The 18,587-nt window shown below is 58.1% G+C and carries 17 protein-coding genes and 1 pseudogene; 11 read left to right on the top strand and 7 right to left on the bottom strand.

Annotated features, from left to right (window positions below; translation table 11 throughout):
• From nuoE to nuoN, 10 genes are all read left to right on the top strand, one after another.
• Nucleotides 1–498, top strand: a complete 498-nt coding sequence (nuoE, locus tag ALO80_RS06015; RefSeq protein ID WP_054988064.1) for an NADH-quinone oxidoreductase subunit NuoE — start codon at nt 1–3, stop codon at nt 496–498.
• On the top strand, nt 495–1,853 hold the full coding sequence (gene nuoF, locus ALO80_RS06010) for an NADH-quinone oxidoreductase subunit NuoF (protein ID WP_055008292.1): 1,359 nt from the start codon (nt 495–497) through the stop codon (nt 1,851–1,853). Before nuoE ends, nuoF begins: the two co-directional genes overlap by 4 nt.
• 136 nt (nt 1,854–1,989) lie before the next feature.
• Nucleotides 1,990–4,707 (top strand): NADH-quinone oxidoreductase subunit NuoG, encoded by a 2,718-nt coding sequence (gene nuoG / locus ALO80_RS06005; RefSeq protein ID WP_055008291.1) that lies wholly within the window; start codon nt 1,990–1,992, stop codon nt 4,705–4,707.
• Nucleotides 4,704–5,711, top strand: a complete 1,008-nt coding sequence (nuoH, locus tag ALO80_RS06000) for an NADH-quinone oxidoreductase subunit NuoH (protein WP_003371726.1) — start codon at nt 4,704–4,706, stop codon at nt 5,709–5,711. Before nuoG ends, nuoH begins: the two co-directional genes overlap by 4 nt.
• A gap of 11 nt (nt 5,712–5,722) precedes the next feature.
• Nucleotides 5,723–6,271: an NADH-quinone oxidoreductase subunit NuoI gene (gene nuoI, locus ALO80_RS05995; RefSeq protein ID WP_002554018.1), complete on the top strand. Its 549-nt coding sequence runs from the start codon at nt 5,723–5,725 to the stop codon at nt 6,269–6,271.
• A gap of 10 nt (nt 6,272–6,281) precedes the next feature.
• A complete protein-coding gene (gene nuoJ / locus ALO80_RS05990) occupies nt 6,282–6,791 on the top strand; it encodes an NADH-quinone oxidoreductase subunit J (protein ID WP_054988067.1) in 510 nt (169 codons plus the stop codon).
• Complete coding sequence (nuoK, locus tag ALO80_RS05985) at nt 6,788–7,096, top strand: NADH-quinone oxidoreductase subunit NuoK (protein WP_003380111.1); 309 nt, start codon at nt 6,788–6,790, stop codon at nt 7,094–7,096. The genes nuoJ and nuoK overlap by 4 nt, the downstream gene beginning before the upstream one ends.
• Nucleotides 7,093–8,946, top strand: coding sequence for an NADH-quinone oxidoreductase subunit L (nuoL, locus tag ALO80_RS05980; protein ID WP_054988068.1), 1,854 nt, complete (start codon nt 7,093–7,095; stop codon nt 8,944–8,946). Before nuoK ends, nuoL begins: the two co-directional genes overlap by 4 nt.
• Nucleotides 8,947–8,985: 39 nt before the next feature.
• Nucleotides 8,986–10,518: an NADH-quinone oxidoreductase subunit M gene (nuoM, locus tag ALO80_RS05975; RefSeq protein WP_054988069.1), complete on the top strand. Its 1,533-nt coding sequence runs from the start codon at nt 8,986–8,988 to the stop codon at nt 10,516–10,518.
• A gap of 7 nt (nt 10,519–10,525) precedes the next feature.
• Nucleotides 10,526–11,995: an NADH-quinone oxidoreductase subunit NuoN gene (nuoN, locus tag ALO80_RS05970; RefSeq protein ID WP_003371717.1), complete on the top strand. Its 1,470-nt coding sequence runs from the start codon at nt 10,526–10,528 to the stop codon at nt 11,993–11,995.
• Nucleotides 11,996–12,293: 298 nt separating this feature from the next.
• On the opposite strand, the gene ALO80_RS05965 is transcribed toward nuoN, so the two are convergent.
• The 7 genes and pseudogenes from ALO80_RS05965 to ALO80_RS05940 all read right to left on the bottom strand — a co-directional run bounded on the left by ALO80_RS05965 (nt 12,294) and on the right by ALO80_RS05940 (nt 17,911).
• Entirely contained in the window at nt 12,294–13,358 is a 1,065-nt protein-coding gene (locus ALO80_RS05965) for an AI-2E family transporter (RefSeq protein ID WP_055008290.1), read from the bottom strand.
• A 146-nt stretch (nt 13,359–13,504) separates the two neighbouring features.
• Entirely contained in the window at nt 13,505–14,260 is a 756-nt protein-coding gene (locus tag ALO80_RS32450) for a methyl-accepting chemotaxis protein (RefSeq protein ID WP_375233316.1), read from the bottom strand.
• Between the two features lie 102 nt (nt 14,261–14,362).
• Nucleotides 14,363–15,094: pseudogene (locus ALO80_RS32445) on the bottom strand (cache domain-containing protein); the annotation flags it as partial.
• Between the two features lie 216 nt (nt 15,095–15,310).
• Entirely contained in the window at nt 15,311–16,630 is a 1,320-nt protein-coding gene (locus ALO80_RS05955) for a sensor histidine kinase (RefSeq protein WP_055008288.1), read from the bottom strand.
• Nucleotides 16,627–17,295 (bottom strand): response regulator transcription factor, encoded by a 669-nt coding sequence (locus ALO80_RS05950; protein WP_054988074.1) that lies wholly within the window; start codon nt 17,293–17,295, stop codon nt 16,627–16,629. Before ALO80_RS05950 ends, ALO80_RS05955 begins: the two co-directional genes overlap by 4 nt.
• Entirely contained in the window at nt 17,295–17,603 is a 309-nt protein-coding gene (locus tag ALO80_RS05945; RefSeq protein ID WP_054988075.1) for a PepSY domain-containing protein, read from the bottom strand. The genes ALO80_RS05950 and ALO80_RS05945 overlap by 1 nt, the downstream gene beginning before the upstream one ends.
• Complete coding sequence (locus ALO80_RS05940; RefSeq protein WP_055008287.1) at nt 17,603–17,911, bottom strand: PepSY domain-containing protein; 309 nt, start codon at nt 17,909–17,911, stop codon at nt 17,603–17,605. The genes ALO80_RS05945 and ALO80_RS05940 overlap by 1 nt, the downstream gene beginning before the upstream one ends.
• A gap of 219 nt (nt 17,912–18,130) precedes the next feature.
• Here ALO80_RS05940 and queD point away from each other — a divergent pair, with 219 nt between their 5' ends.
• A complete protein-coding gene (gene queD, locus ALO80_RS05935; RefSeq protein ID WP_003317991.1) occupies nt 18,131–18,487 on the top strand; it encodes a 6-carboxytetrahydropterin synthase QueD in 357 nt (118 codons plus the stop codon).
• The last annotated feature ends 100 nt before the right edge of the window (nt 18,488–18,587 follow it).

Raw genomic sequence — 18,587 nt, 5'->3', positions numbered from 1 at the left:
ATGAATAGCCCGCTAATCCAGACTGACCGTTTCGCATTGAGCGAAACCGAGCGCTCGGCCATCGAGCACGAGATGCATCACTACGAGGACCCGCGCGCGGCGTCCATCGAAGCCCTGAAGATTGTTCAAAAGGAACGTGGCTGGGTGCCCGACGGTGCCATCTACGCGATCGGCGACTTGCTGGGCATCCCCGCCAGCGACGTCGAGGGTGTTGCCACCTTTTACAGTCAAATCTTCCGCCAGCCTGTCGGACGTCACATCATTCGTGTCTGCAACAGTATGGTGTGCTTCATCGGCGGCCACGAAAACGTGGTGGACGAGATCAGGAGTTCACTGGGCATCGGCCTGGGTCAGACCACCGCTGACGGGCGCTTCACCTTGCTGCCGGTCTGCTGCCTCGGCAACTGTGACAAGGCGCCGGCCGTGATGGTCGACGATGACACTTTCGGCGATGTACAGCCTGCTGGCGTTGCCAAAATGCTGGAGGGTTACCTATGACCATCACTTCCTTCGGCCCTGCCAACCGCATTGCGCGCACGGCAGAAACCCATCCGCTGACCTGGCGTCTGCGTGACGACGGCGAGCCGGTCTGGCTTGAAGAGTACCAGGCAAAGGACGGCTACGCTGCGGCGCGCAAGGCGCTGACGCAGCAGTCGCCCGACGACATCGTCCAGTCGGTCAAGGATTCAGGCCTCAAGGGCCGCGGTGGTGCGGGCTTTCCCACCGGTGTGAAGTGGGGCCTGATGCCCAAAGACGAATCCATGAACATCCGCTACCTGCTATGCAATGCGGACGAGATGGAGCCCAACACCTGGAAAGACCGGATGCTGATGGAGCAACTGCCCCATCTGCTGGTCGAGGGCATGCTGATCAGTGCGCGTGCGCTGAAAGCCTACCGCGGTTATATCTTCCTGCGTGGCGAATATGTGACCGCCGCCAAACACCTCAATCGTGCGGTGGCAGAAGCCAAGGCAGCCGGTCTGCTGGGCAAGAATATTCTTGGCACCGGCTTCGACTTCGAACTGTTTGTCCACACGGGTGCCGGGCGCTACATCTGCGGCGAAGAGACAGCGCTGATCAATTCGCTGGAAGGACGCCGTGCCAACCCGCGCTCCAAGCCGCCCTTCCCCGCTGCGGTAGGGGTCTGGGGCAAACCGACCTGTGTAAACAACGTCGAAACGCTGTGCAACGTGCCCGCTATCGTCAACAACGGCAACGACTGGTACAAATCGCTGGCCCGCGAAGGCAGTGAAGACCACGGCACCAAACTGATGGGCTTCTCCGGCAAGGTGAAAAACCCTGGCCTGTGGGAGCTGCCGTTCGGCGTGCAGGCTCGCGAACTGTTCGAAGATTACGCCGGTGGCATGCGCGACGGCTTCAAGCTCAAGTGCTGGCAGCCCGGTGGTGCCGGTACAGGTTTTCTGCTGCCCGAGCATCTGGACGCACAGATGTACGCAGGCGGTATCGCCAAGGTCGGCACCCGTATGGGTACAGGTCTGGCCATGGCTGTCGACGATTCGGTCAACATGGTTTCGTTGCTGCGCAACATGGAAGAGTTTTTCGCTCAGGAATCCTGCGGCTTCTGTACCCCATGTCGTGACGGTCTGCCGTGGAGCGTGAAAATGCTTCGCGCCATCGAGAAAGGTCAAGGTCAGCCGGGGGACATCGAAACCCTGCTGGGTCTGGTCAATTTCCTCGGCCCTGGCAAGACCTTCTGCGCCCATGCACCGGGTGCCGTTGAACCATTGGGCAGTGCGATCAAGTATTTCCGCTCGGAGTTCGAAGCCGGTATAGCGCCAGCCAGCGCAGCCACACTCGTTCCGGGCAAGAGTCCGACCGTGGTCGGCGCATAACAAGACACAACGGTCGGCGGCTGTTCGGGCTGCCGTCCTCGTACCTGCTGACGCCCTCCGGGCTGAACGATACGGGTACTACCGAGATTCCATTAGCCACGCCCGCTGACAACGGGCCAACGAAGACCTTTGAACCATGGCTACTATTCACGTAGACGGCAAAGCGCTCGAAGTCGATGGCGCAGACAACCTGTTACAGGCATGTCTGTCGCTGGGCCTCGACATCCCTTATTTCTGCTGGCACCCCGCCCTTGGCAGCGTTGGCGCCTGTCGCCAGTGTGCGGTCAAGCAGTACACCGACGAAAACGACACACGCGGTCGTATCGTCATGTCCTGCATGACGCCAGCCACCGACAACACCTGGATCTCCATCGAAGATGAAGAATCCAAAGCCTTCCGGGCCAGTGTCGTCGAATGGCTGATGACCAACCACCCGCACGACTGTCCGGTCTGCGAGGAAGGTGGCCACTGCCACCTGCAGGACATGACGGTGATGACCGGCCACAACGAGCGCCGCTATCGCTTCACCAAGCGCACCCATCAGAATCAGGAGCTGGGGCCGTTCATCGCGCACGAGATGAACCGCTGCATCGCCTGTTATCGCTGCGTACGCTTCTATAAAGACTACGCAGGCGGTACAGATCTGGGCGTTTACGGCGCTCACGACAACGTCTACTTCGGTCGCGTAGAAGACGGCACGCTGGAAAGCGAATTCTCCGGCAACCTCACCGAGGTCTGCCCGACTGGCGTGTTCACCGACAAGACCCACTCCGAGCGCTACAACCGCAAGTGGGACATGCAGTTCTCGCCAAGTATCTGTCACGGCTGCTCCAGCGGCTGCAACATCAGTCCGGGCGAGCGTTACGGCGAACTGCGCCGGATCGAAAACCGCTACAACGGCTCGGTCAACCAGTATTTTCTCTGCGACCGTGGACGTTTTGGCTATGGCTACGTCAACCGTACAGATCGTCCGCGTCAGCCATTGCTGACTGACGGTCAGGTCAAACTGAGCCTGGACGAGGCACTGGACAAGGCAGCCGACTTGCTGCGCGGTCGTAACATCGTGGGCATCGGCTCACCTCGGGCCAGCCTTGAAAGCAACTACGCACTGCGCGAACTGGTCGGAGCCGAGCATTTCTATAGTGGCATCGAAGCCGGCGAACTCGAGCGGGTGCGACTGATCCTCAAGGTGCTGAACGACAGCCCTCTGCCGATCCCGACCCTGCGCGACATCGAAGATCACGATGCCATTTTCGTCCTCGGCGAAGATCTGACCCAGACCGCTGCTCGTATGGCCCTCGGCCTGCGTCAGGCGGTCAAAGGCAAGGCTGAAGACATGGCTGCAGCGATGAAAGTCCAGCCGTGGCTGGACGCCGCCGTGAAGAACATCGGCCAACACGAACTGAACCCTCTGTTCATCGCCAGCCTTGCCGAAACCCGCCTCGACGACATCGCAGAAGAGTGCGTACACGCTGCACCTGACGACCTTGCTCGTATCGGTTTTGCAGTGGCTCATGCTCTGGACGCCAGTGCTCCGGCCGTCGACGGTCTGGACAGCGAAGCGCTGGAACTGGCGCAACGTATTGCCGACGCACTTCTGGCTGCCAAACGGCCGTTGATCATTTCCGGTAGCTCGCTGGGTTCGACAGCCTTGATCGAGGCTGCTGCAAACATTGCCAAGGCACTGAAACTGCGCGACAAGCAGGGCTCCATCAGCCTGATCGTTCCGGAAGCCAACAGCATGGGTCTGGCGATGTTCGGCGGCGGTTCTGTGGATGCCGCCCTGCAGGCAGTCATTTCCGGGCAGGCAGACGCCATTGTGGTGCTGGAAAACGACTTGTATCGTCGCGTTGACGCTAAAATCGTCGACGCTGCACTGAGCGTTGCAAAAGTGGTCATCGTCGCCGACCATCAGAAAACACCGACCAGTGATCGTGCACATCTGGTCCTGCCCGCTGCCAGCTTCGCTGAAGGCGACGGTACGCTGGTCAGCCAGGAAGGTCGCGCCCAGCGTTTCTTCCAGGTGTTCGATCCGACCTATCTGGATGCCAGCATTCTGGTTCATGAAGGCTGGCGCTGGCTGCATGCCCTGCGTGCCACACTGCTGAACAAGCCGGTAGACTGGACGCAACTCGATCACGTCACCGAAGCCTGTGCCGGCAGCACGGCTCAACTGGCTGGCATCGTCAACGCGGCTCCGTCTGCTTCATTCCGCATCAAAGGCCTGAAACTGGCTCGTGAACCGTTGCGTTACAGCGGTCGCACAGCGATGCGTGCCAACATCAGCGTGCATGAGCCTCGCACCTCGCAAGACATCGATACCGCTTTTTCCTTCTCTATGGAAGGATATTCGGGTTCTGCCGAACCTCGTCAGCAAGTGCCTTTCGCCTGGTCTCCGGGCTGGAATTCGCCGCAGGCCTGGAACAAGTTCCAGGACGAAGTCGGTGGCCACTTGCGTGCGGGCGATCCGGGTGCTCGTCTGATCGAGAGCCAGGGCGATGGTCTGTCATGGTTCTCCGACGTACCACGCGCGTTCTCTCCGGAGCGCGGCACCTGGCAGGTCGTGCCGTTCTTCCACCTGTTCGGCAGCGACGAGACCTCTTCTCTGGCCGCTCCGGTTCAGGAACGCATTCCGCAGCCTTATGTAGCGCTGGCAAAATCCGAAGCCGATCGTCTCGGCGTCAACGACGGTGCCCTGCTCTCCTTGAGCGTTGACGGTGAATCGCTGACCTTGCCGCTGCGCATCAATGAGCAACTCGGCGCAGGTCTTGTGGCATTGCCAGCCGGGCTGCCGGGCATTCCGCCGGCAATCTTCGGCAAATCCATCGACGGTCTGCAGGAGGCAGCGCAATGACCTGGTTCACTCCTGATGTGATCGACGCAATCATTGCGGTGGTCAAGGCCATTGTCGTGCTGCTGGCTGTCGTTGTCTGCGGTGCACTGCTGAGTTTCATCGAACGTCGTCTGCTGGGCTGGTGGCAGGATCGTTACGGTCCGAACCGTGTCGGTCCGTTCGGCATGTTCCAGATCGCAGCAGACATGTTGAAAATGTTCTTCAAGGAAGACTGGACACCACCGTTCGCCGACAAGGTGATTTTCACCCTGGCTCCGGTCGTTGCCATGAGCGCCTTGTTGATCGCCTTTGCAGTCATCCCGATTACCCCGACCTGGGGCGTGGCGGACCTGAATATCGGTCTGCTGTTCTTCTTCGCCATGGCCGGTCTGTCAGTGTATGCAGTGCTGTTCGCCGGCTGGTCGAGCAACAACAAGTTCGCTTTGCTCGGCAGCCTGCGTGCCTCGGCGCAAACCGTTTCCTACGAAGTATTCATGGGCTTGGCGCTGATGGGTATCGTGGTTCAGGTTGGCTCGTTCAACATGCGCGACATCGTTGAATATCAGGCTCAGAACCTGTGGTTCATCATTCCGCAGTTCTTCGGCTTCTGTACGTTCTTCATCGCGGGCGTTGCGGTGACTCACCGTCACCCTTTCGACCAACCCGAAGCCGAGCAGGAACTGGCTGACGGCTATCACATTGAATATGCCGGCATGAAATGGGGCATGTTTTTCGTGGGTGAGTACATCGGGATCATTTTGATCTCCGCGCTGCTGGTGACGCTGTTCTTCGGTGGCTGGCATGGCCCGTTCGACATTCTGCCATCGCTGGCATTTTTCTGGTTCGCCTTGAAAACCGCGTTCTTCATCATGCTGTTCATTCTGCTGCGCGCTTCCATTCCGCGCCCGCGTTATGACCAGGTCATGGATTTCAGCTGGAAGTTCTGTCTGCCGCTGACCCTGATCAATTTGCTGGTGACTGCTGCGATTGTGTTGTTGAACACGCCGGCAGGCTCGGTTCAGTGAGGATTTGACCCATGTTCAAATATATTGGTGACATCGTTAAGGGTACAGGTACCCAATTGCGCAGCCTGGTCATGGTCTTCGGCCACGGCTTCCGCAAACGCGACACCCTGCAATATCCCGAAGAGCAGGTTTATCTGCCGCCCCGCTACCGTGGCCGTATCGTTCTGACCCGCGACCCCGATGGCGAAGAGCGCTGTGTGGCGTGCAATCTGTGTGCAGTGGCCTGCCCTGTCGGCTGCATTTCGCTGCAGAAGGCCGAAACAGAAGACGGACGCTGGTACCCGGACTTTTTCCGCATTAACTTTTCGCGCTGCATTTTCTGCGGACTGTGCGAAGAGGCGTGTCCGACGACTGCAATCCAGCTGACACCGGACTTCGAGATGGCCGACTTCAAGCGTCAGGATCTGGTGTACGAGAAGGAAGATCTGCTGATCTCCGGTCCCGGCAAGAACCCTGACTACAACTTCTATCGCGTTGCCGGTATGGCCATCGGCGGCAAGCCCAAGGGCTCCGCACAGAACGAAGCCGAGCCGATCAACGTCAAGAGCTTGCTGCCTTAAGGAAGTAAAGATGGAATTCGCTTTCTACTTCGCATCCGGTATCGCTGTTGTGTCCACCCTGCGGGTGATCACCAACACGAATCCGGTGCATGCCCTGCTCTACCTGATCATTTCGTTGATCGCCGTTGCCATGACCTTCTTCAGCCTCGGTGCGCCATTTGCCGGTGTACTGGAAGTGATCGCCTACGCTGGCGCGATCATGGTTCTGTTCGTGTTTGTGGTGATGATGCTGAACCTCGGTCCGGCCTCGGTTCAACAGGAGCGTGCCTGGCTCAAGCCCGGCATCTGGATCGGCCCGGTCATTCTCGGCGTATTGTTGCTGGCTGAATTGCTGTATGTGCTGTTCGCCAACCCTACCGGCGCTGGCGTCGGTCACACCACGGTCGACGCCAAGGCGGTCGGCATCAGCCTGTTCGGGCCTTATCTGCTGGTGGTGGAACTCGCCTCGATGCTGCTGCTTGCTGCAGCCATCACGGCGTTCCATCTGGGCCGCAACGAGGCCAAGGAGCCAAGCCAATGAATGCTATCCCTCTTGAACACGGTCTGGCAGTCGCCGGGGTGCTGTTCTGCCTGGGTCTGGTCGGCCTGATGGTGCGCCGCAACATTCTCTTCGTGTTGATGAGCCTGGAAATCATGATGAATGCTGCTGCATTGGCGTTCGTCGTTGCCGGCAGTCGCTGGGCGCAACCGGATGGGCAGGTCATGTTCATTCTGGTGATCAGCCTTGCGGCGGCCGAGGCCAGTATTGGCCTGGCGATCCTGATGCAACTGTATCGCCGCTTCCACACTCTCGATATCGATGCTGCCAGCGAGATGCGCGGATGAATCTTCTCTTTCTGACTTTCGTATTCCCCCTCATCGGTTTTCTGCTGCTGTCGTTCTCGCGTGGACGTATCTCGGAAAACCTCGCCGCGCTGATTGGCGTCGGTTCCATCGGTCTGTCAGCCATCGTCACGGCCTGGGTCATCTGGCAGTTCAACGTCGCACCGCCTGAAGGGGGCCACTACACTCAGGTGCTGTGGCGCTGGATGGACGTCGACGGTTTCCAGCCCAACTTCGCGCTGTATCTGGACGGGCTGTCCGTCACGATGCTGGGCGTAGTGGTTGGCGTCGGTTTCCTGATCCACCTCTTCGCGTCCTGGTACATGCGTGGTGAAGCGGGCTACTCGCGCTTTTTCTCCTATACCAACCTGTTCATTGCCAGCATGCTGTTCCTGATCCTGGGTGACAACTTGCTGTTCCTCTACTTTGGTTGGGAAGGCGTGGGCCTGTGCAGCTACCTGTTGATCGGTTTCTATTACAGCAACCGCAACAACGGTAATGCAGCGCTGAAAGCGTTTATCGTTACGCGTATCGGCGATGTGTTCATGGCCATCGGTCTGTTCATCCTGTTCCAGCAATTGGGCACACTCAATGTTCAGGAGCTGCTGGTCAAGGCACCGGAGCACTTCAAGGTTGGCGATTTCTGGATCGTGCTGGCGACATTGATGCTGCTGGGCGGGGCTGTGGGTAAATCCGCGCAGTTGCCGCTGCAAACCTGGCTGGCAGATGCGATGGCCGGTCCTACCCCGGTTTCGGCTCTGATCCACGCAGCGACCATGGTAACGGCCGGCGTTTACCTGATCGCGCGTACTCATGGCCTGTTCGCACTGGCACCTGACATCCTGCACCTGGTGGGCATCGTCGGCGGCGTGACGCTGGTTCTGGCGGGCTTTGCGGCGCTGGTACAGACCGACATCAAGCGTATCCTCGCCTACTCGACCATGAGCCAGATCGGCTACATGTTCCTGGCGTTGGGTGTCGGGGCCTGGGAAGGCGCGATCTTCCACCTGATGACGCACGCATTCTTCAAGGCGCTGCTGTTCCTTGCGTCAGGTGCGGTGATCGTTGCCTGCCACCATGAGCAGAACATCTTCAAGATGGGCGGCCTGTGGAAGAAACTGCCATTGGCCTATGCCAGCTTCATCGTCGGCGGTGCAGCCCTGGCCGCACTGCCGCTGTTGACAGCAGGCTTCTACTCCAAGGACGAAATTCTCTGGGAAGCATTTGCCAGCGGTAACAACGGCTTGCTATATGCCGGTCTGGTGGGCGCGTTCATGACGTCGCTATACACCTTCCGCCTGATCTTCATCGCGTTCCACGGTGAAGCCAAGACCGAAGCACACGCAGGTCATGGCATTGCTCACTGGTTGCCGCTGTCGGTGCTGATCGTGCTGTCGACGTTCATCGGCGCGCTGATCACCCCGCCACTGGCCGGCGTCCTGCCGCAGAGCGTGGGCCACGCCGGTGGAGAAGCCAAGCACAGTCTGGAGATCGCTTCCGGCGCCATCGCGCTGGCCGGTATCCTGCTGGCAGCGCTGCTGTTTCTTGGCAAGCGCCGTCTGGCGACGGCGATCGCCAACAGTGGCCCGGGCCGTTTCCTCTCAGCCTGGTGGTTTGCCGCCTGGGGCTTCGACTGGATCTACGACAAGCTGTTCGTCAAACCTTACCTGGCGATAAGCCATGTGCTGCGTAGTGATCCGTTCGACCGCACCATCGGCTTGATCCCACGTCTGGTCAAAGGCGGTCATGACACCATGAGTCGCACCGAGACCGGCCAGCTGCGTTGGTATGCTGCCTCGATCGCCGTGGGTGCCGTTCTGGTACTCGGTGCCGTCGTTCTGGTTGCGATCTGATATGAACCTTGCGAATTTGCGAAAGGAATTGAGCCCGTCATGATTCTGCCCTGGCTAATCCTGATCCCCTTTATCGGCGGCCTGTTATGCTGGCTGGGTGAGCGCTTCGGCTCCACCCTGCCGCGCTGGATCGCGCTGCTGACAATGACCCTGGAACTGGTTCTCGGCCTTTGGCTGTGGGCTACCGGCAACTTCGGCTATGCGCCGGTTCCCGGTGCCGATCCATCCTGGACCCTGGAATTCCACCACCCGTGGATCACCCGCTTCGGCATCGACGTGCACCTGGCACTCGATGGCCTTTCTCTACTCATGATCCTGCTGACCGGCCTGCTTGGCGTGCTGTCGGTGTTGTGTTCGTGGAAGGAAATCCAGCGCAAGGTCGGTTTCTTCCATCTGAACCTGATGTGGATCCTGGGCGGTGTCGTCGGCGTATTCCTGGCCATCGACCTGTTCATGTTCTTCTTCTTCTGGGAAATGATGCTGGTGCCGATGTATTTCCTCATCGCGCTCTGGGGTCATAGCTCTTCGGACGGCAAGAAGACCCGTATCTACGCGGCAACCAAGTTCTTCATCTTCACTCAGGCCAGCGGCCTGATCATGCTGGTGGCGATCCTCGGTCTGGTATTGGTGCACTTTAATCAGACAGGCGTGATCACCTTTGCCTACGCTGACCTGCTGAAGACCAAGCTGGCACCGGGTACCGAATACATCCTGATGCTGGGCTTCTTCATTGCTTTCGCCGTCAAGCTCCCGGTGGTGCCACTGCATTCCTGGCTGCCGGATGCGCATGCCCAGGCACCAACGGCCGGTTCGGTCGACCTGGCAGGTATCCTGCTCAAAACAGCTGCCTACGGTCTGTTGCGCTTCGCCCTGCCGCTGTTCCCCAACGCATCGGCCGAGTTTGCACCGATCGCAATGACGCTGGGCTTGGTCGGTATCTTCTACGGCGCGTTCCTGGCATTTGCCCAGACCGATATCAAACGCCTGATCGCGTTCTCTAGCGTCTCGCACATGGGCTTCGTACTGATCGGTATCTATTCCGGTAGCCAGCAAGCGTTGCAAGGGGTACTGATTCAGATGATTGCCCACGGCCTGTCGGCTGCGGCGCTGTTTATTCTCAGTGGCCAGTTGTACGAGCGTTTGCACACCCGCGACATGCGTGAAATGGGCGGTCTGTGGTCGCGCATCGCTTACATCCCGGCCATCAGCCTGTTCTTTGCCGCCGCTTCTCTGGGGCTGCCGGGCACCGGCAACTTTGTGGGCGAGTTCCTGATTCTGCTGGGCAGCTTCGCCAGCTCGCCCTGGATCACGGCAATTGCCACGTCCGGCCTGGTGTTCGGTTCTGTCTACTCGTTGATCATGATCCATCGCGCCTACTTCGGCCCGTCGAAGTCCGACGAGGTTCTGAAGGGTATGGACGCACGGGAAATGATCATGGTGCTGGGCCTCGCCGTGTTGCTGGTTGTGCTCGGGGTTTTCCCGCAGCCGTTCCTCGACACATCGGCAGCGACCATGCACGGCGTGCAGCAATGGCTAGGCACTGCCTTCACTCAACTCGCTTCGGCCCGGTAAGAGCGCTATGGACCTGACGATTCAACACTTTATTGCGCTTGCGCCACTGCTGATCACCAGCCTCACCATCGTCGTGGTGATGCTGGCGATTGCCTGGCGCCGCAATCACTCGCAAACGTTCCTGCTTTCGGTGGCAGGTCTTAACCTGGCCCTGCTGTCGATCTATCCGGCACTGAAAGTTGCCCCACTGGTCGTGACGCCACTGCTGCATATCGACAACTTTGCCTGCCTGTACATGGCGATCATCCTCGCCTCTACCCTGGCCTGTGTGACCATGGCCCACGCCTATCTGGGTGATGGCAAGGCCGGCTATCCAGGCAATCGTGAAGAGCTTTACCTGCTGATCCTGCTGGCAGCTGCCGGCGGTCTGGTACTGGTCAGTGCTCAACACCTGGCGGGGCTGTTCATTGGCCTGGAGTTGCTCTCGGTGCCGGTCTACGGTCTGGTGGCGTATGCCTTCTTCAACAAGCGTTCGCTGGAAGGCGGCATCAAGTACATGGTGCTGTCGGCCGCAGGTTCGGCTTTCCTGCTCTTCGGCATGGCGCTTCTGTATGCCGAAGCAGGCTCGCTGAGCTTCGATGGGATCGGCAAAGCCATTGCCGCGACCGGCATGCCAAGCCCGATTGCAAGCCTGGGTCTGGGCATGATGGTCGTCGGTCTGGCGTTCAAGCTGTCACTGGTGCCTTTCCACCTGTGGACCCCGGACGTTTACGAAGGCGCTCCTGCACCGGTCGCAGCTTTTCTGGCCACGGCCAGCAAAGTGGCAGTTTTCGCCGTGCTGGTGCGTCTGTTCCAGATTTCTCCGGCAGCCAGCAGCGGCGTACTGCACGACGTACTGGCGGTGATCGCCGTCGCGTCGATACTGGTTGGCAACCTGCTGGCATTGACTCAAACCAACCTCAAGCGCCTGCTGGGTTACTCCTCCATCGCACACTTCGGTTACCTGATGATTGCACTGGTGGCCAGCAAAGGCATGGCGGTCGAGGCCATTGGCGTCTATCTGGCGACTTACGTTCTGACCTCGCTGGGCAGCTTCGGCGTGATCACCATGATGTCTTCGCCTTATAGCGGACGTGACGCCGACGCGATGTTCGAATACCGCGGGCTGTTCTGGCGTCGTCCATACCTGACGGCAGTCATGACCCTGATGATGCTGTCGTTGGCAGGTATCCCGCTTACTGCAGGCTTCATCGGCAAGTTCTACATCATTGCTACCGGTGTCGAGTCGCAACTGTGGTGGCTGATCGGAGCCCTGGTCATAGGCAGCGCCATCGGCGTTTTCTACTACCTGCGGGTGATGGTCACCATGTATCTGGTCGACAACAAGCTTCCTCGCCACGATGCTGCAATCAACTGGGCGCAACGTACTGGCGGCGTAATGCTGCTGGCCGTTGCGATTCTGACTTTCGTGCTGGGTGTCTACCCGCAACCGCTGCTGGATCTGGTGGTCAATGCCGGCCTGCACGTAGCAGGCTGATCATCCGGAACAAAAAAACCCTGCCATGGCGCAGGGTTTTTTTTGTTCTTGAAAACGCTTGAAACGGGCTGTTCGGCAACACGTGGAACGCACGAAGAGTCAGATCATGCGCCAATCCCGGAAGAGGCATAGCGCTTCGATCATGACCCGACAACCTCTATCAACCCGGCAGTTTTGGCAGACAAGCGTTCTGGCTGACAGTTGTCGCCAGCTTGCTGAAAATCCCGCGTATGCGGCCTGCCCAATAAAGCAGCTCGGCACATGCGCGGGTATGCAACGTCCATGCGTTCGTGCACAACTAGCCCGGTAACTTGACCGGCTTCTTGGCCCCGCTGAACAACCCCCAGCTGGAGATAAACAGCGCAGCCACCAGAGGACCAATCACAAAACCGTTCAAGCCAAACACCGACATGCCGCCGAGCGTAGAGATAAGGATCAGGTAGTCAGGCATTTTAGTGTCCTTGCCAACCAGGATAGGACGCAGCACGTTATCCACCAGGCCGATCACGAAGACCCCGAACAGCCCCAGTACCACACCTTGCCAAATCATACCGCTGAGCAGGAAGTAAATCGCTACGGGGGCCCAGACAATGCCAGCCCCGACCGCAGGCAACAGCGAAAGAAAAGCCATGATCACCGCCCAGAGCAGCGCACTCGGGATGTCCAGCGCCCAGAAGATAAAGCCGCCCAGCGCGCCTTGTGTCACCGCGACCACCACATTGCCCTTGACCGTGGCACGTACCACTCGGGTGAACTTGAGTTGCAGACGGCGCTTCTGCTGCTCGCCCAACGGGAAAGCCGTACGGATCTTGCGGACCAGTTCCTGGCCGTCGCGCAGGAAAAAGTACAGCAGGTAGAGCATGATGAACACGCTCACCACGAAGTCGAATGTGCCCTGCCCAAAGCTGAACGCCTGGGTGGCAAGGTACTGACTGCCCTGCATGGCGCCTTTGGTGATCTTGTCACGCAACCCTTCAAGATCGCCCATGCCCAGCCGGTCGAGCAGTGCCTGGACCGAGTGTGGCAGCAGGTCCTTGAACTCGGCCAGATAACCGGCAATATCCAGTTGCCCGGTCTCGACGTTCTTGTACAGCGTGGTGCCCTCCTGAACCAGCAAGGCGCTGATGACGATCACCGGCAAAATCGCAATGACCAGGCAGATCGTCAGAGTGCACAGGGAGGTGAGGTTGCGTGACCAGTTGAACTTGATCTGCAACCTGCGCTGCACGGGTGCAAAGATGATCCCGAGGATCACCGCCCAGAAGACCGCGCCGTAGAACGGCAGCAGAATCCATATGAAAGCGATGGTGACCAGCACCAGTAGCAGAATGAGGGTTTTGTATTGCAACGTGGTTTCGTTCATGTCCTGTCCATGTCAATAGACCGCGCCTCGCGCCCGGCCTAGAGCTTAGTCAGCACTCGAACGTACGAGTGCCATATTATATGAAGGCAATATGACGGCGACAGGCACACGCGGTGGCAGGGGATTGCGCCCCTGCCAGCGAGACATCAGACCCGGAACTGACCTACCAGGCTGCCAAGGCGCGAGCCCAGCTCAGCCAGGCTGCGTGACGTCTGTGCGCTTTGCCTGGTTTCATCGGCCACGCTTTCGACTGCGCCTGCGATCTGATGGACACTGCGATTTATTTCTTCCGCAACCGCCGTCTGCTCTTCGGCTGCACTGGCGATTTGTGCGTTCATCGAATTGATAGTGGCGATCAACTCACCAATGGTCACCAGAGACGTACCGGCCTCGTTGGCTTGCGCCGAGGTCCCGTCACCCGCTTCGCTGGAGTGGCGCATTGCCGTTACCGCTTCCTGAGTACCCTGCTGCAGACGGTCAATCATGCTCTGGATTTCCTGTGTGCTTTGCTGCGTACGACTGGCCAGCGCACGAACCTCGTCGGCCACCACAGCAAAACCGCGCCCCGCCTCTCCTGCCCTTGCGGCCTCGATGGCGGCATTAAGTGCAAGCAGGTTGGTCTGCTCGGCGATCGAGCGGATGACGCCCAGCACACTGACTATCGAAGAAACATCCTTCTGCAGAACGTCCAGTGAAGAACCGCTTTTGCGGATGTCGTCTACCAGCGCATGGATTTGTCTGATGCTGCCATCCACGACGCGCTTGGCGGCGCGCCCTTGTTCATCGGTCTGCTGGGCAGCCACGGAAGCACCTTGTGCGCTCTTGGCAACCTCTTGGGCGGCAGCCGACATCTGATTGATTGCCGTTGCTACCTGATCGGTTTCGTGACGCTGGCGATCCATAGCGGTTTCTGACCGCTGTGCCTGGGATGAAACTTCTCCGACCAGACCATTGAGTTGCCCGGTCATTTCACTAACCTGACGAACCATGCCGTGAATCTTGTCGACAAACCGGTTGAAAGAGCCTGCCAGATCGCCAAGCTCGTCATTACTGGTAATGGCCAGACGCCGAGTCAGATCGCCTTCGCCTGCGGCGATATCATCCAGGTTATTTTTCATCAAACCCAGCGGACGCAGCAGAGTACCAGCCATCAATATTCCGATAACCCCGATGATGACCAGCACCAGAACGGTAATACCCAGAATGCTGTAAAGCATCTCCCTCAAACGCGCCTCGACGTTTTGCCTCACTTCGGCAACCTGAGCATCGATGCCATCGATATTGACGGCAGAGCCGATGACCAGATCCCATTTAGGCAGATAATCCGTGTAACCGATCTTGGGAACAGGCTCGGTCTTGCCAGGCAGGGCCGACGAGTACATTACATAATGAGTGCCTGCCTTGCCGACCGCTACCAGTTCCCGGTTGATGTAAACACCGTTCGCATCTCGGGCGTCATTGAAGCTCTTGCCCACGCCATCCGCGCTGTTGCTTCTGAAAATCCGGATGACCTGAGAGTCATAGCCAAAGATGTAACCATCCTTACCGTAACTGACTGAGGAAAGCAGCTTTATCGCAGTAGCACGCGCAGTTTCATCGCCTGGTGGCGCAGCGTCGTACAGCGGCTTGATGGCCGTCATGGCGATCGCAACGTAGTTCTGCAAGGTTGCCTTGGCCTCGGAGAGCAGACGCTCTCGCGTATCGCTGACCTCACGCTCAGCCTGCCGGTGCAACATGAATACCGTTGTGGCGCTGATCACCAGCGCAAATATCAGAACCGGCAAGACTGCCAGCGACAGAACCTTGGCTTTCAGACTGAGACGCATAGGAGTGGCCTTATGGTTATTTTTATAAGTCAGAGGTGCCCATCAGGCTATCGGCCTCATCCGGCCGACATTAAGACCTTGCGTATTTTTTTGTATGAAGACTCTGAAGTGTTGCGGTCCGGCAACTCATGGAGCGGAGCGTTCAGGGAGATCAATGCGTACGCGAAGCCCCCCGGCAGGACTCTCCTGCAATTGCAGTTGACCGCCCCAGGCTTCGACAATGTCGCGCACGATACCCAAGCCAAGACCATGACCGGTAATCTGCTCGTCAAGTCGAGCGCCACGGCTGAATACCTCGGCACGCTGCGCCTCGGGGATACCAGGCCCGTCGTCGTCCACCAGCAGGCTGAAGCCCTGAGCATGATTCAGAATGCTCAGACGCACTTCGCTGTCGGCCCATTTGCAGGCATTGTCCAGCAGGTTGCCCAGCAACTCGAGAATGTCCTCCCGATCCCACGGCAGATACATGCCCGCCTCGACGTCGTTGACCAACTGAAGATGAGCACCATGAATCATGCCCAGTGTGGAAAACAGCCCAGGAAGTTCTGCATCACAATCAAAGCGGGCTCCCGGCAGCGCATCCCCGGAAAGGCGTGCACGGTTGAGCTCACGCTCCAGACGCAGACGAATATTCTCGAGTTGTTCCTGCAGCGTCTTGCGCAATGCCGGGTTGGCGTCCAATTGCCCGCTAAGCGCCAGGCTGAGCAAAACGGCAAGTGGAGTCTTCAAGGCGTGCCCCAGATTGCCCAGGGCATTGCGTGATCGTTTCAAACTGTCTTCGGTATGCGCGAGCAGGTGGTTGATCTGCGCAACCAGCGGCTCGAGCTCAAGGGGAACCTGATTGTCCAGTTGTGAACGCTGCCCCTGTTGCAACTGGAAAATCTGCTCGCGAACGGTTTCCAGAGGACGCAGCGCCCTTCGCACGGTGATGCGTTGCAAAACCAGCACCAGTATCAGTGCTGCAAGCCCCAGCCCTAGACCGATCTGCTGCATGAGACGAAAGCTTGCCCTGACCGGCGTGTAATCCTGTGCGACGGTTATTGAAACCTGCTTGCCGAACTTTCGGTATTCGCTTGTCAGCATCAACAGCGACTGGCCTGTCTTGCCGAGTTCAAGGTTGGCGTGCAAACCAGCGCCAGGTTGCGGCAGCTCAAAATCCCACAGGGAGCGGGAGCGCCAGTGGCCCTGGGGCAAGTCCATGCGGAAATAGTGGCCGGACAACGGACGCTGGTATGCACCCGACAGTCGATGGTCATCCAGTTGCAACCCGGCAGGGCCTCGTACCAACGCAACGAGGAGGTTCTCACTCTCATTGCGTAAACCCGATTCCAGATAACGCTGCAAGCCCATTTCGAACAACCACAGGCCGGTTTGCGCCATCACCAGACCGACAACCACCATGACTGCGATCAGTCCCAGGCTCAGACGCCGCTGGATGGATTTCACCCTCCTGCCCCACCGTACAGATAGCCTTGGCCACGACGTGTCTCGACCACTGCGCGACCGAGCTTGCGCCTCAGGTGATTGACATGAACCTCGATGACATTGGAATCACGTTCGTTTTCGCCATCGTACAAATGCTCTGATAGATGGCTTTTGGAGAGAATCTGTCCAGGGTGGAGCATGAAATAGCGCAGCAGGCGAAACTCTGCAGAGGTGAGCTGAATATCGACGCCATCCCGACTGACGCACTGACGACCTTCGTCCAGATTAAGGCCCGCAGACTCCAGCGTAGGCTGGTTAGCCAGCCCATGCGAACGCCGCAACAGCGCCTGAATGCGCAATTGCAGCTCTTCAGGATGAAAAGGCTTGGTCAGGTAATCGTCAGCACCTGCCTTCAAGCCTTCTATACGTTCTGACCACGATCCCCGCGCGGTCAAAATGAGTACGGGTGTAGCCAGACCTTTGCCACGCCATTGCTGGAGGACCTCGAGCCCGGGCATGCCAGGTAAACCCAGATCCAGAACAATGAGGTCATAAGGCTCGGTTGCACCTTGATAAACCGCATCACGACCGTCAGCCAACCAGTCTACTGCATAGCCTTGCCGCCCTAGCGCCGCAAGCAGCTCATCTGCGAGTGGCACATGGTCCTCAACCAGTAGCAGGCGCATCAGTCATCATCCTCGTCTTTCAGCAATCGGCTGTCGCGTGCATCGAACTTGAGCTCACGAACAACTCCCTGCGGGGTCAGCAACTCAAATTCATACACATACATATTATTTTTTTCCTCAAGCTCAGCCTCCAGCAGACGAGCCCCTGGGTGAAGCCTCAATGCGCGTTCGATAAACTGTTCGAGAGGCAGGATGACACCGCGCTGACGCAAACTGAGCGCTTCATCCTGATTAAGATCTCTGGCATAGACAAAAGAGCAGGTCAGACTCAAACCAAGGATGACACAGAGACGCTTGTCGACATTCATTAGTTATCCTGATGATTCCTGTAGACCTGGCCCGTGGCGGCATCTATTTCTAGGACCCACTCAATATCCTGCTTGTCGCGCAGCTCGACATTATAAACGTACCTGCCATATCTATTCTTGAACTGCGTACCAATGATACGGGCGCCGGGGTGCTTGCTCAGCGCCTTGGCCTCGAGCTTTTCAGCCGACTGAAGCGTTCCGGCATCACTGAGGCGCAATACCTCCTGCGGATCGACTCCGCGTGCCTGAATGCCAGTGGCTGCCAAAACACATGTCATTGCCGCCAGCAGGGTTGTCCGCGTTTTCATTATCGAAGGTATCCATAGCGATCGATGCTTCTATGGTGCTTACCTTACGCGGTGCAACTTAACTCAAACTGAATAGTTCTGGCCGAATGCCATCATCCGAATTCGGGTCTGAAAAGAGCTTCATACCAAGCCCTGCATGGAGTTTCGGAGCATTGCTGTTAAACTCGTCGATTGCATTTATCGCGTCAGCGATCGCCATTTTTCCGGGGCCAATACACAGTGGAAATTTTCAAAGAGTTTACCTTCGAGTCTGCACACCGTCTCCCTCACGTTCCAGAAGGGCACAAGTGCGGGCGTCTGCATGGGCATTCGTTTCGTGTCGGCATTCACCTGGCCGGCAAGGTTGATCCCCATACAGGCTGGATCAGGGACTTTTCGGAAATCAAGGCTATCTTCAAACCGCTGTACGAGCGCCTTGATCATAATTACCTGAATGACATTCCAGGACTTGAAAATCCAACCAGTGAGAACCTGGCAAAATGGATCTGGAATGAACTGAAGCCTTTGCTGCCCGAGCTATCAGCCGTTCGTATTCACGAGACATGCACCAGCGGGTGTGAATATCGCGGAGATTGAGTCTCTTTAAAAATCAAAAACCACCTCGACGGTGGTTTTTTTGCATCTGCACGGCATAAAGATCCGGATCTGACACGCTAAAAAACAAAAACCCTCAACG

The sequence above is a fragment of the Pseudomonas caricapapayae genome, from assembly GCF_001400735.1.
Taxonomy (GTDB): domain Bacteria; phylum Pseudomonadota; class Gammaproteobacteria; order Pseudomonadales; family Pseudomonadaceae; genus Aquipseudomonas; species Aquipseudomonas caricapapayae.
Note: the sequence above shows the minus strand (reverse complement) of the source record. Positions and strands in the feature narration are given on the sequence as shown.